This window comes from Pseudomonas sp. C9-3, from assembly GCF_032392015.1.
Taxonomy (GTDB): Bacteria; Pseudomonadota; Gammaproteobacteria; order Pseudomonadales; family Pseudomonadaceae; genus Pseudomonas; species Pseudomonas nitroreducens.
In genome coordinates, this window is sequence record NZ_CP135919.1 from 6,313,618 (window position 1) to 6,327,215 (window position 13,598).

A 13,598-nucleotide genomic window follows, 5' to 3' on the forward strand; every position below is an offset into this window, starting at 1 on the left:
AACCGGCGAGAGACTGATGAGTCACACGCAGGCCGCGTGCCAGAGCCTGCGCGCGCGGTTTCGCCCGATTCTGCTCGGTTTTGCAGGGCGGATAACCCGGAACGGGTTATCCGCCAGCCAACCTGCGGCGGATAACGCTGGCGCGTTATGCGCCCTACGGGAGCGGTCTCAGGCCTTGCCCAGCCGCTTGGCCAGGGCATCGGCCAGTTGCGCGGTGAGGCCGTAGACCGAGAGCTGCGGGTTGGCGCCGATGCTGGTGGGGAACAGCGAGCCATCGTGGATCGACAGGTTCTCCAGCTGGTGGTGGCGGCCGAGGCTGTCGCACACCGACTGCTTCGGGTCCTCGCCCATGGCGCAGCCGCCCATCACGTGGGCACTGCCCAGGCGGGTGCGGTACAGCTCCAGGCTCAGGCTGTCGATCAGCTCGTGTGCTTCCTTGGCAGTCTTCACGTAGCCGGCGTCGGCGTGCAGCGGCAGCACGGCCTTGGCGCCAGCGGCAAACTGGATGTCGGCCATGGTGTGGAAGGCGCGGCGGATACCGTCCCAGGTGTAATCGGTCATCTGGTAGTCGAGCACCGGGGTATCGTCACCGCGCAGGCTGACGGAGCCCACTGCGCTGTCCGGATGGAAGCCGTCGCGCATCAGCGCGAGGATCACGTTGGTGTGCGGCAACTGCTCCATGCGCAGCGCATTGTCTTCGCCGAAGCGGCCGAGCAGGGTGGCGCTGAGCGCCGGTTGCAGCGGCGGTACTTCCAGCTTGTAGGACATGCGCCCGGTGGCGCCGTCGTCCCATTGGAAGTGGTCGGAATAGATCGACTGCGGTGCGCCGTAGAACGGGTTGATCACTTCGTCGAACAGGGCGGCGCTGAAGTTCACCGTGTGCAGGAAGGTGCGCTGGCCGACGCGGCCGTTCGGGTCCGGCGCCTTGGAACGCAGGAGGATCGCCGGGGTATTGATGCCGCCGCCGGAGAGCACGTAGTGACGCGCCTTGATGGTGATCTTGCGGCCGGTGGGGGCGACGCAGCGCTCGTCCATGGCCGAGCATTCCAGGCCGCTGACCTTGTTGCCGTCGAGCAGCAGGCGGTCGGCGCGAGCGAGGAACAGCAGTTCGCCGCCTTTCTCCAGCGTGGCCGGAATGGTGGTGACCAGCATCGATTGCTTGGCGTTGGTCGGGCAGCCCATGCCGCAGTAGCCGATGTTCCAGCAGCCACGGACGTTGCGCGGGATGACCTTCCAGTGCAGGCCGAGCTTCTCGCAGCCGTTGCGGATCACGTCGTTGTTGGCGTTGGGCGGCATGATCCAGGGCGCGACGCCCAGGCGCTGTTCCATCTTCTCGAACCAGGGCGCCATCTCGGCGACGCTGTGGCCCTTCACGCCGTGTTCCTTGGCCCAGTGTTCCAGGGTCGGCTCGGGGGTGCGGAAGCTGGACGTCCAGTTGACCAGGGTGGTACCGCCCACGGCGCGGCCCTGGAGGATGGTGATGGCGCCGTCCTTGCTCATCCGGCCGATGCCTTCCTGGTACAGGTTCGGGTAGGCGTCGGCTTCCTGCATCTTGAAGTCGCTGCTGGTCTTGAGCGGGCCTTCTTCCACCAGCAGCACCTTGTAGCCGGCGGCGCTGAGGGTTTCGGCAGTGGTGCCGCCGCCGGCGCCGGTGCCGACGATCACGACGTCGGCCTCCAGGGTCAGGTCCTTGTCCAGGCGCGAGCCGTTGTGGACTTTCCAGCCGCGGGCCAGGCCCTCGGCGAACAGATCGGGTACGGGCATCGGAAATCTCTCAGGCGAATTCTTGTTGTTCTGGCGAAATCAGATTTTCGGCGGGCCGGGGTAGCCGCAGTGGCCCCAGGATTCCGGGCGGCTGTACCAGGCCATCATCACCAGTTGCAGCAGCGAGCTGTGGCCCATCTTCAGCAGGGAAATGAAGCTGTTCTGCCAGCGGTTCAGGAAGTTCTGCACATCCTGCGCGCTGGCGTTGTCCCAACTGCCCCAGATGCCGGTGAGCGGCCCGCGGGTGATCGGCAGGGCGAGCACGTCGAACAACTGCACGGTGAGCTTGAGCATTTCCGGGGAGAGGTGGTTCAGGCTGTTGTCCAGGCTCTGGATGGTGCCTTTGACCGCCTCGGCCATGCGCTCGGCGGGCACGGCGCCGGCCAGCATCACCGGGACCAGCGCGCGCAGGAACGGCAGGTCGGAATCGCGCAGCACGGCAAAGCCATTGGCCGGAGTGCTGGCGGAGCAGCCGCTGAGGCTGGCGGTAACGCCCGCCGTGGCGAGGAAGGCCCCGCCCAGCAGGCCGATCTTGAGCACGCCGCGCCGGGAGAGTCCCGGCGCGCTCAGGGAGGTGTCTGTCATTCTTATTTTTTCACCTGTGTCTTGGAGGGTGCCGGTCAGCGAATGAACAGCTTGTAGACCAGCTTCTGCAGCGATTTACCGTAGGGTGGGTAGATCACCCGCGCCGCGTTGAAGCGCGGCTTGCTGAATACGCCCTTGGCCTTGGAGAAGGTCAGGAAGCCTTCGTGGCCGTGGTAGTGGCCCATGCCGGAGGGGCCGACGCCGCCGAAGGGCATGTCGTCCTGGGCGACGTGCAGCAGGGTGTCGTTGAGGCACACGCCGCCGGAGTGGGTTTGCGCCAGTACGTGGTCCTGCTCGCGCTTGTCATAGCCGAAGAAATACAGGGCCAGCGGGCGATCGCGCTCGTTGACGTAGCTGAGCGCCTGGTCGAGGGTCTGGTAGGGGATCACCGGCAGCAGCGGGCCGAAGATCTCTTCCTGCATGATCTTCATCTCGTCGGTCACGTTCAGCACCAGTGCCTGCGGCAGGCGGCGGCCCTGGGCCTGCGGGAACAACGGGATGACGGTGGCGCCGCGGGCCTGGGCGTCGGCGAGGTAGCCGTTCAGGCGCGACAGCTGGCGCTCGTTGATGATTGCGGTGTAGTCCGGGTTGTTCTCCAGTTTCGGGAAGAAGCCCTGGACCACCTGGCGGTAGCTCTCGACGAACTCGTCGATACGGTTCTGCGGCACCAGCACGTAGTCCGGCGCCACGCAGGTCTGCCCGGCGTTGAGCGACTTGCCGAAGGCGATGCGCTCGGCGGCGTCCTTCATCGGCACGCTGGCCGAGACGATGGCCGGCGACTTGCCGCCCAGCTCCAGGGTGACCGGGGTGAGGTTCTCGGCGGCGGCGCGCATCACGTGCTTGCCGACGCTGGTGGCACCGGTGAACAGCAGGTGGTCGAAAGGCAGCTTGGAGAAGGCGACGCCGACATCCACTTCGCCCTGCACCACGGCGACCAGGTCCTCGGGGAAGACCTTGGCCAGCAGATCCTTCAGCACGCGGGCGGATTCCGGGGTGGATTCGCTCATCTTGATCATCACCCGGTTGCCGGCGGCCAGCGCCCCGGTCAGCGGGCCAATGGCGAGGAACAGCGGGTAGTTCCACGGCACGATCACGCCCACCACGCCCAGCGGCTGGTAGATGACCTTGGCCGAGGCCGGCATGAACTGCATGCCCACGCTGCGGCGCGAGGGCTTCATCCACTTCTTCACGCGCTTGGTGGCGTAGTGCACGCCGTGCAGGCTGGGCAGCACTTCGGCAAGCAGGGTTTCGTCGGCGGAACGGTTGCTGAAGTCGGCGTTGATGGCGTCGATGATCGCCTTCTGCTCGGTCACCAGCAGGTTGGCGAGGCTTTTCAGCCACTGGATGCGCTGGCCGGCGTCCGGCATCGGGTTCGCGCGATAGGCCTGGCGCTGGCGTTCGAGAAGGGTTTCCAGCTGGCTGATCTGCTGCTGGGTCTGCTGCAGGTAGGCGATATCGGCAACCATGACGGGCTCCTGGGCGGAAGCGGGTGGGGAAGCTCTCCGTGGATTCACACAAGGATCTCGGATGCTTCGCGTTTTTATGCTGTCGCTGGTTTTTTAGAGCAATTGCTCTAGAGTGTCAATCAGCATGCCGTTTCCGCGCCGCCAGGCCCAGCCAACGAAAAGTTGGGCGCACCCCGCAGTTGTGTCAGGTGGTAGCAATCGGTGTACCTTTGCGTCCGCGCAATCCGCTTCGATGAGTTTCGCGAATGGCACCACGCATCAATACCCGTGACCGCATTGCCCAGGCCAGCCTGGAGCTGTTCAACGCCCAGGGCGAGCGCAGCGTCACCACCAACCACATCGCCGCGCACCTGGGCATCTCGCCGGGCAACCTGTACTACCACTACCGCAACAAGCAGGTGATCATCGCCCAGCTGTTCGCCGAGTACGAAAACCACGTCGACCAGTTCCTGCACCTGCCGGAGGGGCGCACGCTGACGGTGGAGGACAAGACCTTCTACCTCGAGGCGCTGCTCGCCGCGATGTGGCACTACCGCTTCCTGCACCGCGACCTGGAACACCTGCTGGACTCCGACCCGGAGCTGGCCGCCGCCTACCGCGCCTTCGCCCGCCGCGCCATGGACAACGCCAAGGCGATCTATCGGGGCTTCGTCGACGCCGGCATCCTGCAGATGGACGAACCGCAACTCGAAGCGCTGACCCTGAACGCCTGGATCATCCTCACCTCCTGGGTGCGCTATCTGTGCACCACCCGCGAGGTGGCCAACGACCTCAGCGAAGCGCTGATGCGGCGCGGCATCTACCAGGTGCTGGCGCTGGAAAGCGGCCACATCGCCCCGGCATTCCGCGAGGCGGTGGCGGCGGTGTTCGATCGGTTGTATGTGCCGTTGGAAGGCTGATATTCCATCGGCGGATAACCGTGAACGGTTATTCGCCCTACGCCGAGCCCCCATGCAGGGCGCATAACGCGCCAGCGTTATCCGCCGAATGTTCGGGCTGGAAGGTCAGGCATCCACCTTGCGCGGTCCCGGTACCCGTGGCCGACGCAGAGCAATGCCGTGGCGCAGGAAGAACTCCTCCACACCCTCGGTGGCATCGGTATAAAGCGTGCGGTCAGGATGATCGGCGAGGAAGCGCGCCATCAGCGCCAGGCCCGTTCCACGCAATTGGAGCCTCGGCAGCACGGCGATCTCTGCCAGCCAGGTGGTCTGCGCCGTCTCGCTTTCCGCGCGCAACAGGCCGACTACCTGTTCACCGTCCAGGGCCAGCAGGAAGTAGCTGGAGTATTCGTAGAGATCGCGCAGTTCCGCAGTAGTGCCAGGAGAGCCCCAGCCCACGGCGCGGTAAAGCGCGGCGATAGCGGCGCACTGGGCATTGCTCAGCGGCGGGTTCTGCAGGATCGTCAGCGGCGTGTCGTGCATGGCGGCGCTCCTTTCTGGCGTTTCCTTCCTGGTGCAGTTTCAGTCTGCCTCATTCCCGTTCTGTTGGGCTGATCCAGCGCAGTCAGGCTTCGCGTCGTTCGCGCAGCCACTGCGGGATGCGGCGCTCCAGATAATAATCCGGGCGTCCGGGCGAGCCGCCGATGAAACCAACGTGACCGCCGTGGGGCAGCAGCTCCAGTTGCGTCGACGCGGAAAGCTCGTCCAGCTGCGGCACGCTGTTGGCATGGATGAACGGGTCGTCGCTGGACTGGATGACCAGCGTCGGCACCCGGATGCCGCCCAGGTAATAACGGCTGGAGGCGCGCCGGTAGTAATCGTGCACATCGGCGAAACCGTGCAGCGGTGCGGTGACCCGGTCGTCGAAGTCCCAGAAGGTGCGCATGCCGTCCAGCGGGCCGAGGCGCTCCAGCGCAGCGAGGTTTTCCGCATGGCCGCCGGCGGCGAAGGCCTGGCGCTTGGTCTGCACATAGGCCACCAGCTCGCGCATGAAGTGTGCCTGGTAGACCTTGGAGAAGCCGATGCCGATGCGGTCCGCACACTGGTCGAGGCGGAACGGCACCGACACCGCGACCGCGCCTTTCAGCGGGCAGCTATCCGAGGATTCGCCCAGGTACTTGAGCAGCACATTGCCGCCCAGCGAGTAACCCACTGCATAGAGCGGCGCCATCGGCCGCTTGGCACGAACATGGGCGACAACCGAGGCGAGATCCTCGCTGACGCCGGAGTGATAACCGCGCGGCAACAGGTTCGATTCCCCCGAGCAGCCGCGCCAGTTCAGCGCCACGCTGGCCCAGCCCTGCGCGGCGAGTTGCTGCTGCAGGCCGAGGATGTAATGCGAGGACGACGAGCCGGTCAGCCCATGCAGCGCCAGCACCAGCGGCGCATTCGCCTCGTGCGGGCCGTGCCAGTCGAGGTCGATGAAGTCGCCGTCGTCCAGCCACAGGCGTTCGCGAGTGCGCTGGAGACTGGGCGCCTTGCGCAGGAGCGAGCCATACAGGGTCTGCAGGTGCGGGCCGGGTAGCCACCAGGCGGGTTTGAACGGGGAGGGTATGGTCATCATTGAACAATGGGGGCGGACAAGCTGCGATAGTAACGCCAAGTCAGCCCCGCGATGGATGTCTTGCACTCCCTCGGCGCGGCGAACCCATGAAAAGGAGGGGAGGCATGTGGAAGAAAATCGCGGCGCTGAGCCTGGCGTTCTGGCTGGTGGCTTGTGGCGAGCCGGTGCCTCAGGATCACAAGTCGTACGTCGGGGATTGGCGCTCGGCCCAAATGAGCCTGCTCATCACGGCGGATGGGCGTGTTGCCTACAAGCGCCTTTCGGGTGGCGGCTCGCGCTCCATCGAGGCGCCGATCAAGAGCTATGACGCCGATGGGTTCACCGTGGGTGTCGGGTTCCTCGATACCCATTTCAAGGTGTCGAAGCCGCCTTATCGGGATGGCAGCCAGTGGAAAATGGTGGTGGATGGCGTGGAGCTGACCCGCGTCAGCTCCGTCGATATCGGCAAATCCATCTGACTGGTTCAGCCTTCGCGCTGCCACAGTGCGTAATGCACCGAGCCGGCAGTCTTTTCCCGATGCAGCCGCCAGTTGCCCGGCAGGCCGAGGCTGGAGGGCACGGCTTCGCTTTCGGTGTAGATCCACGCGTCCTTGGCCAGCCAGCCGCGCTCTTCCAGCAGGCGGCAAGCGTTCTGCAGCAGGTCCTGGTGGAAGGGCGGGTCGAGGAAGACCAGGTCGAAGGCTTGCGAAGCCGGGGCATCGAGGTAGCGCAGCGAGTCGGTCATCAACAGTTGGCCGTTGCCGCACTTGAGCGTGTCGAGCGTGCTGCGCAGCGCGGCCACGGCTTCGCCGTTGGTATCCAGCGCAAGGCCTGCGCTGGCGCCGCGCGATAGCGCTTCGAGGAACAGCGCACCGCTGCCGGCAAAGGGGTCGAGCACACGGGCGCCGGGGACGTAGGCGGCGAGCCAGTTGAACAGCGTCTCGCGCACCCGGTCCGGCGTCGGGCGCAGGCCCGGGCCGTCGGGGAAGGCGAAGCGCCGGCTGCGCCATTCGCCGCCGATGATGCGCAGCTGGCCCTGGCCACCGTGGGGCTTCTGTGCGGCGCGCGGGGCGCCGCCGGGTCGTTTGCTCATCAGTGCTCCGGTACGCCGGCGGGTTGCGCGGCGGGTTTGTCGGTGGGCGGCGGCAGCGGTTGCTGCGGCACGGTGGGGCCGGCGGTGACGATGACGAAGGCGTCCGGGTCGAGGTGGCGGCGCATCGCTTCCTTCACCTGTTCCACGCTCAGGCCCTGGACCTGGCTGAGGAAGGTCTCCAGGTAATCCAGCGGCAGATTGTAGAAGCCGATGGCGCCCAGTTGGCCGACGATGTCGGCGTTGCTCGCGGTGGACAGCGGGAAGCTGCCGGCCAGCTCGCGCTTGGCGTCGTCCAGTTCCTTCTGCGTCGGGCCCTTGTCGAGGTAGTCGCGGACGATGTCCTGCACCAGCTTGAGGGTGCCTTCGCTCATTTCGGCGCGGGTCTGCAGGCCGATGGTGAATGGCCCGCGCGACTGCATGCCGGTGAAGCCGGAGTACACGCCGTAGGTCAGGCCGCGCTTCTCGCGCACCTGGTCCATCAGTCGCGTGCCGAAGCCGCCGCCACCGAGGATCTGGTTGCCCAGGTAGAGCGCGGCGTAGTCCGGATCGTTACGGGTGATGCCCAGCTGCGCCAGCATCAGCTGGGTTTGCTTGGACGGGAACTCGATGTGGGTGACGCCGGCCTTGGGCGTCTGCGGCTCGCCCGGCGCGGGCAGGGCGGGTCCCTTGGGCAGCGACTTGGAGACGCTGCCGGCGATAGCTTCGGCCTGCTCGCGGGTCAGGTCGCCGACCAGCGCAATGACCACGTTGCCGGCGGCGTAGGCCTTCTGGTGGAAGGCGCGCAGCTGGGCGACGCTGATCCTGGGCACCGACTTTTCGTTGCCGTCGCTGGAGTGGGCGTACGGATGGTCGCCGTAGAGCCGCTTGAACAGTTCCAGGCCCGCCAGCTTGCCGGGGTTCTGCTTCTGGTATTCGAAGCCGGCCATGACCTGGTTCTTGATGCGCGCCAGGGCGTCCTCGGGGAAGGTCGGCTGGCCGATCACCTGGTCGAACAGTGCCAGCGCCGCGTCGCGCTTGGCCGGCTCGCTCAGGCTGCGCAGGCTGGCCACCGCCATGTCGCGGTAGGAGCCGTTGCCGAAGTTGGCACCCAGGTCGTCGAACCCGGCGGCGATCGCGCTGGTGTCCTTGCCGGGCACGCCTTCGTTGAGCATGGCGTTGGTCAGCATGGCCAGGCCGTAGGTGTCGCCGTCCTGGCTGCTGCCGGCGGCGAAAGTCAGGCGCAGGTCGAACATCGGCAGTTCATGGGCTTCGACGAAGAGCACGCGGGCGCCTTCGGCGGTCTGCCATTGCTGGATGTTCAGCTTGCGGTGGCTGGGCGCCTTGCCGGCGGCTTCTGCGAGCGATTGCAGGCCGGTGGGCGCGGCGTTTTCGGCGGCAGCTGGTTGTGCAGGGGCGGGCGCCGGCGCGGCCGCTTCGGGCTCGGCGGCGGGACGGGAAACGAACAGCACCAGTCCGGCGATCAGCGCGATGACGATCAGCCCGACCAGGCCGTAGCGCAGGCCATTGCGTTCACTCATGGCTCGGCTCCTTGTCGGTGGCGACTTCCGGCAGGACCTGGGCGAGGGTCAGGCGGGAGCGGGTGAAGTAGGTGCGGGCGGCTTTCTGGATGTCGTCGGCGGTGACGGCCTGGATGGCTTCCAGGTCCTTGTCCGCCAGTTGCCAGCCGAGGCCGACGCTTTCCAGCTCGCCGATGGTGCTGGCCTGCCCGGCGATGGAGTCGCGCTCGTAGACCAGCCCGGCGATGACCTGGGCGCGGACGCGCTCCAGTTCTTCCTTGCTCGGTGGGTTCTGCTTGAGGTCTTCCAGCTGCTTCCACAGCGCGGCTTCGACCTGTTCGAGGGTCTTGCCGGTCTGCACGTTGGGCGTTGCGGAAAGGAAGAACAGACCGTCGCCGCGGGAGAAAGCGTCGTAGGAGGCCGAGGCGCCGGCGACGATTTCCTCGCCGCGCTCCAGGCGCGAAGCCAGGCGGGCGCTGTAGCCGCCGTCGAGGATCGCCGAGATCAGGCGCAGGGCGTTGATCTGCCGGGAGTCGTCACTGCTGCCCAGGGTCGGCACGTTGAAGCCCATGATCAGGCTGGGCAGTTGGGTGCGCACGTGCAGCTTCAGGCGGCGCTCGCCCGGCTCGGCCAGCTCCAGCGGCTTGCGCGCGGCGGGCAGGTCGCGTTTCGGAATCTCGCCGAAGTACTTCTGCGCGAGCGCTTTGACTTCATCGCCGGTCACGTCGCCGACCACCACCAGGGTGGCGTTGTTCGGCGCGTACCAGGCCTGGTACCAGTGGCGCAGGTCGTCGATGGTCATGCGCTGCAGGTCGGCCATCCAGCCGATGGTCGGCGTGCGGTAGCCGCTGGCGGGGTAGGCGGCGGCCTTGAAGCGCTCGAAGGCCAGCGCGCTGGGCTTGTCCTCGGTGCGCAGGCGGCGTTCTTCCTTGATCACCTCGATCTCGCTCTTGAACTGGTCGGCCGGCAGGGCGAGGTGCGCCATGCGGTCGGCTTCCAGCTCCAGCGCTACCGGCAGGCGGTCGCGGGCGAGCACCTGGTAATAGGCGGTGTAGTCGTCGGTGGTGAAGGCGTTCTCTTCCGCGCCGAGGTCGCGTAGCACCAGCGATGCCTGGCCGGGGCCGAGCTTGCGGCTGCCCTTGAACATCATGTGCTCCAGGGCGTGGGATAGGCCGGTGAGGCCGGGCGTCTCGTAGCTGGAACCGACCTTGTACCAGAGTTGGGAGACCACCACGGGCGCGCGGTGGTCTTCGCGGACGACGACCTTCAGGCCGTTGTCCAGGGTGTATTCGTGGGTGGGCTGTGGTTCGGCAGCAACGGCCATCAGCGGCAGCAACAGGGAACCGAGCAGCAGGCCGGTGTGGCGGCGTGCAAGGGTTTTCATCGTGGACTGAACCTTTCGGGCTGTCCGCGGGGTCTATGCAGGCTGGCGGCCAGCCTCTTAACCCCGGCGGGCGAGGAGATGCTAGGATACCCATCCGTTTTCCGGGCGGCCACGTTCAGGGCTTCGCAAAGCTGTTTCGAGGCTTTTTGCTGCCTGTCTTTCGTGGCGTCCCCTAGAGATTCGATCCCTACATGTTTGGTTCCAACGACGACAAGAAGGCCCCGCCAGCCGGGGAGAAGAAGGGTCTGTTCGGCTGGCTGCGCAAGAAGCCGCAGGCCGCGGAACAACCTGCCGCCGAAACCGAGCAGCCGGTAGAACAACCGGTTGTCGCCGAGCCTGCTCCTGCCGCCGAACAAGCGCCCGCCGCCCAGGCCGAGCCGCTTGCGCCGAGCGTCGAGCCGACCCCCGAGCCGGTGCTCGACGTGGTGCCGGCCAGCGTTCCGGTGGAGCCACTGGTCCAGCCTGTGCCGCCAGCCGAGTCGCCGGTGGTTGCCGAGGCGCCGCAACCGGCCGTGCAGCCGGTCGAACCAGAACCGGCTCCGCAGCTGGTCGAGCCTGCGCCCGCCGCCGCTCCCGCCGAACCGCAGCCGGTCGCCGAAGCGCCCCTCGTGGTTGCCCAGCCGGAGCCCGAACCGGCCCCGCAGCCCGAACCCGAGCCGCAAGCCAGGCCTGCCGCTGCCGAAACTTCCAGGCTTGGCTTCTTTGCCCGCCTCAAACAGGGCCTGTCGAAGACCAGCGCCAGCCTGGGCGAAGGCATGGCCAGCCTGTTCCTGGGCAAGAAGGCCATCGACGACGACCTGCTGGACGAAATCGAAACCCGCCTGCTGACCGCCGACGTCGGCGTCGAGGCCACCACTGCCATCGTGCAGAACCTGACCAAGCGCGTCGCGCGCAAGGAGCTGGCCGATAGCGAGGCGCTGTACAAGGCCCTGCAGGAAGAACTGGCCACCCTGCTGCGCCCGGTCGAGAAGCCGCTGACCATCACGGCGGACAAGCAGCCCTACGTGATCCTGGTCGTCGGCGTGAACGGCGTCGGCAAGACCACCACCATCGGCAAGCTGGCGAAGAAGCTGCAACTGGATGGCAAGAAAGTCATGCTGGCCGCCGGCGACACCTTCCGCGCCGCCGCCGTCGAGCAGCTACAGGTCTGGGGCGAACGCAACAACATCGCGGTGATCGCCCAGCACACCGGCGCGGATTCCGCCTCGGTGATCTTCGACGCCGTGCAGGCCGCCAAGGCCCGTGGCGTGGACGTGCTGATCGCCGACACCGCCGGCCGCCTGCACACCAAGGACAACCTGATGGAAGAGCTGAAGAAGGTGCGCCGTGTGATTGGCAAGCTGGACCAGACGGCTCCCCACGAAGTCCTGCTGGTGCTCGATGCCGGCACCGGGCAGAACGCCATCAACCAGGCCAAGCAGTTCAACAACGCCGTTGAGCTGACCGGCCTGGCCCTGACCAAACTGGACGGCACCGCCAAAGGCGGGGTGATCTTCGCCCTGGCCAAGCAGTTCGAGCTGCCGATCCGCTATATTGGCGTCGGCGAAGGGATCGACGATCTTCGAACCTTCGAAGCTGATGCTTTCGTCCGTGCACTCTTCGAGACCCGGGAAATCGCATGATCCGTTTCGAGCAGGTTGGCAAGCGCTACCCCAACGGCCATGTCGGCCTGCACGAGATTTCGTTCCGCGTGCCGCGCGGCGAGATCATGTTCGTCACCGGCCACTCCGGCGCCGGCAAGAGCACCCTGCTGCGCCTGATCCTGGCGATGGAGCGACCCACCTCGGGCAAGCTGCTGCTCGGCGGGCAGGACGTCTCGCGCATCTCCACCGCGCAGATTCCCTTCCTGCGCCGGCAGATCGGCGTGGTGTTCCAGAACCATCAGTTGCTGGACGACCGCAGCGTGTTCGAGAACGTTGCCCTGCCGATGCAGATCCTCGGCCTGCCCAAGGCGGAGATCGCCTACCGCGTCGAATCGGCGCTGGACCGGGTGAATCTGAAGGAGAAGGCCGAGGACCGTCCGTCCGACCTCTCCACCGGCCAGCAGCAGCGCGTCGGCATCGCCCGCGCGGTGGTGCACCGCCCGGCGCTGCTGCTCGCGGATGAGCCGACCGGTAACCTCGACCCGCGCCTGGCCTCGGAAATCATGTCCGTGTTCGAAGATATCAACCGCCTGGGCACCACTGTGCTGATCGCCAGCCACGACCTGGCGCTGATCGCGCGCATGCGCCACCGGATGATCACCCTGCAGCGCGGCCGCATCATCGCCGACCGTGAGGAGAACGCCTGATGAGCGCCAATGACCTGCCCCGCGGCGACGAAGAAGGCACCCCGACGCGCAATACGCGCGAGCGCCCAGACGACAACGAGCACCAGGACAACAGCGCCTCGCTTTCGGCCTACGCGGAAAACCACCGCGCCAGCCTGATGGACAGCCTGCATCGCCTGGTCAGCCACCCCTTCGGCAGCTTCTTCACCTGCCTGGTGATGGGCATCACCCTGAGCCTGCCCATGGGCTTGTCGCTGCTGCTGAACAACGTCGAGCGCCTCGGCGGCTCCTGGCAGCGCGCCGCACAGATTTCCCTGTTCCTCGACCTGAAGGCCAGCGAGGCCCAGGGTCAGGACCTGCGCGAGCAGATCGAGAAGATGCCCGACGTGATCGAGGCGCAACTGATCAGCCGTGACGATGCGCTGAAGGAGCTGCAGGAACAGTCCGGGCTCGGCGAGGCGCTCAAGGAGCTGCCGGACAACCCGCTGCCGGCGGTCATCTCGGTGACGCCCAAGCAGATCGACAAGGCCCAGCTGGATGCCTTGCGTCAACGGTTGTCGGAGCTGCCCGGTGTACAACAGGCGCAGCTGGACCTGGTCTGGGTCGAGCGGCTGTCGGCAATCCTCAAGCTGGGTGACCGCTTCGTCTTCGGCCTGACCATCCTGCTGGTGCTGACGCTGTTGCTGGTGATCGGCAACACCATCCGCCTGCACATCGAAAATCGCCGTAACGAAATCGAAGTCATCAAGCTGGTCGGCGGGACGGACGGCTATGTGCGCCGCCCCTTCCTTTATATGGGTGCGCTGTATGGCCTGGGCGCGGGCATCCTGTCCTGGGCCCTGCTGGCCTTCGGGCTGGACTGGCTGAACAGCTCGGTGGTCAACCTGGCCGGGCTGTACGGCAGTGATTTCGGCCTGGCCGGCGTGCCGGTCGACGATGGCCTGTCGCTGACCGTGGGCGCGGTGCTGCTGGGCTGGATCGGCGCCTGGCTGGCCGTGGCGCGCCACCTGCGCGAGCTGGCGCCGCGCTGAAACCCCCTGATTTTGCTGGGGTTAAGCGG

General features: G+C 66.5%; 13 protein-coding genes. 5 read left to right on the plus strand and 8 right to left on the minus strand.

What is annotated here, in order from left to right:
* Positions 1-168: 168 nt before the first annotated feature.
* The 3 genes from RS899_RS28975 to RS899_RS28985 are packed head-to-tail and all read right to left on the minus strand — an operon-like array spanning position 169 to position 3,815.
* Entirely contained in the window at positions 169-1,764 is a 1,596-nt protein-coding gene (locus tag RS899_RS28975; RefSeq protein WP_205338650.1) for a GMC family oxidoreductase, read from the minus strand.
* A gap of 39 nt (positions 1,765-1,803) precedes the next feature.
* Entirely contained in the window at positions 1,804-2,349 is a 546-nt protein-coding gene (locus RS899_RS28980) for a hypothetical protein (RefSeq protein WP_054907799.1), read from the minus strand.
* A 35-nt stretch (positions 2,350-2,384) separates the two neighbouring features.
* Entirely contained in the window at positions 2,385-3,815 is a 1,431-nt protein-coding gene (locus RS899_RS28985) for a coniferyl aldehyde dehydrogenase (RefSeq protein WP_054907800.1), read from the minus strand.
* Positions 3,816-4,060: 245 nt separating this feature from the next.
* Between RS899_RS28985 and RS899_RS28990 the strand changes: the two genes are divergently transcribed.
* Entirely contained in the window at positions 4,061-4,714 is a 654-nt protein-coding gene (locus RS899_RS28990) for a TetR/AcrR family transcriptional regulator (protein ID WP_054907801.1), read from the plus strand.
* 105 nt (positions 4,715-4,819) lie between these two features.
* Here RS899_RS28990 and RS899_RS28995 read toward each other — a convergent pair whose 3' ends face one another.
* Positions 4,820-5,236 (minus strand): GNAT family N-acetyltransferase, encoded by a 417-nt coding sequence (locus RS899_RS28995; RefSeq protein ID WP_054907802.1) that lies wholly within the window; start codon positions 5,234-5,236, stop codon positions 4,820-4,822.
* 82 nt (positions 5,237-5,318) lie between these two features.
* Positions 5,319-6,314: a hydrolase gene (locus RS899_RS29000; RefSeq protein ID WP_315810481.1), complete on the minus strand. Its 996-nt coding sequence runs from the start codon at positions 6,312-6,314 to the stop codon at positions 5,319-5,321.
* Positions 6,315-6,421: 107 nt separating this feature from the next.
* On the opposite strand from RS899_RS29000, the gene RS899_RS29005 reads away from it, so the two are divergent.
* The gene (locus tag RS899_RS29005; protein ID WP_024767428.1) at positions 6,422-6,775 is read left to right on the plus strand and encodes a hypothetical protein; all 354 of its coding nucleotides are present in this window, start codon (positions 6,422-6,424) and stop codon (positions 6,773-6,775) included.
* Between the two features lie 5 nt (positions 6,776-6,780).
* On the opposite strand, the gene rsmD is transcribed toward RS899_RS29005, so the two are convergent.
* Genes rsmD through RS899_RS29020 form a run of 3 tightly spaced genes read right to left on the minus strand, consistent with a single transcriptional unit; the run spans position 6,781 to position 10,269 of the window.
* Positions 6,781-7,389 (minus strand): 16S rRNA (guanine(966)-N(2))-methyltransferase RsmD, encoded by a 609-nt coding sequence (rsmD, locus tag RS899_RS29010; RefSeq protein WP_315808657.1) that lies wholly within the window; start codon positions 7,387-7,389, stop codon positions 6,781-6,783.
* A complete protein-coding gene (locus RS899_RS29015; protein ID WP_233297051.1) occupies positions 7,389-8,906 on the minus strand; it encodes a M16 family metallopeptidase in 1,518 nt (505 codons plus the stop codon). The genes rsmD and RS899_RS29015 overlap by 1 nt, the downstream gene beginning before the upstream one ends.
* Complete coding sequence (locus RS899_RS29020) at positions 8,899-10,269, minus strand: pitrilysin family protein (RefSeq protein WP_315808658.1); 1,371 nt, start codon at positions 10,267-10,269, stop codon at positions 8,899-8,901. The genes RS899_RS29015 and RS899_RS29020 overlap by 8 nt, the downstream gene beginning before the upstream one ends.
* 191 nt (positions 10,270-10,460) lie before the next feature.
* On the opposite strand from RS899_RS29020, the gene ftsY reads away from it, so the two are divergent.
* Genes ftsY through ftsX form a run of 3 tightly spaced genes read left to right on the plus strand, consistent with a single transcriptional unit; the run spans position 10,461 to position 13,569 of the window.
* Positions 10,461-11,891, plus strand: coding sequence for a signal recognition particle-docking protein FtsY (ftsY, locus tag RS899_RS29025; protein WP_315808659.1), 1,431 nt, complete (start codon positions 10,461-10,463; stop codon positions 11,889-11,891).
* Positions 11,888-12,559, plus strand: coding sequence for a cell division ATP-binding protein FtsE (gene ftsE, locus RS899_RS29030; RefSeq protein WP_054907807.1), 672 nt, complete (start codon positions 11,888-11,890; stop codon positions 12,557-12,559). Before ftsY ends, ftsE begins: the two co-directional genes overlap by 4 nt.
* Complete coding sequence (gene ftsX / locus RS899_RS29035) at positions 12,559-13,569, plus strand: permease-like cell division protein FtsX (protein ID WP_054907808.1); 1,011 nt, start codon at positions 12,559-12,561, stop codon at positions 13,567-13,569. The genes ftsE and ftsX overlap by 1 nt, the downstream gene beginning before the upstream one ends.
* Positions 13,570-13,598 lie beyond the last annotated feature (29 nt).

Coding starts and splice junctions, on each gene's coding strand:
- RS899_RS28975 (WP_205338650.1), bottom strand. CDS start 1,764: ATGCCCGTACCCGATCTGTTCGCCGAGGGCCTGGCCCGCGGCTGGAAA.
- RS899_RS28980 (WP_054907799.1), bottom strand. CDS start 2,349: ATGACAGACACCTCCCTGAGCGCGCCGGGACTCTCCCGGCGCGGCGTG.
- RS899_RS28985 (WP_054907800.1), bottom strand. CDS start 3,815: ATGGTTGCCGATATCGCCTACCTGCAGCAGACCCAGCAGCAGATCAGC.
- RS899_RS28990 (WP_054907801.1), top strand. CDS start 4,061: ATGGCACCACGCATCAATACCCGTGACCGCATTGCCCAGGCCAGCCTG.
- RS899_RS28995 (WP_054907802.1), bottom strand. CDS start 5,236: ATGCACGACACGCCGCTGACGATCCTGCAGAACCCGCCGCTGAGCAAT.
- RS899_RS29000 (WP_315810481.1), bottom strand. CDS start 6,314: ATGACCATACCCTCCCCGTTCAAACCCGCCTGGTGGCTACCCGGCCCG.
- RS899_RS29005 (WP_024767428.1), top strand. CDS start 6,422: ATGTGGAAGAAAATCGCGGCGCTGAGCCTGGCGTTCTGGCTGGTGGCT.
- rsmD (WP_315808657.1), bottom strand. CDS start 7,389: ATGAGCAAACGACCCGGCGGCGCCCCGCGCGCCGCACAGAAGCCCCAC.
- RS899_RS29015 (WP_233297051.1), bottom strand. CDS start 8,906: ATGAGTGAACGCAATGGCCTGCGCTACGGCCTGGTCGGGCTGATCGTC.
- RS899_RS29020 (WP_315808658.1), bottom strand. CDS start 10,269: ATGAAAACCCTTGCACGCCGCCACACCGGCCTGCTGCTCGGTTCCCTG.
- ftsY (WP_315808659.1), top strand. CDS start 10,461: ATGTTTGGTTCCAACGACGACAAGAAGGCCCCGCCAGCCGGGGAGAAG.
- ftsE (WP_054907807.1), top strand. CDS start 11,888: ATGATCCGTTTCGAGCAGGTTGGCAAGCGCTACCCCAACGGCCATGTC.
- ftsX (WP_054907808.1), top strand. CDS start 12,559: ATGAGCGCCAATGACCTGCCCCGCGGCGACGAAGAAGGCACCCCGACG.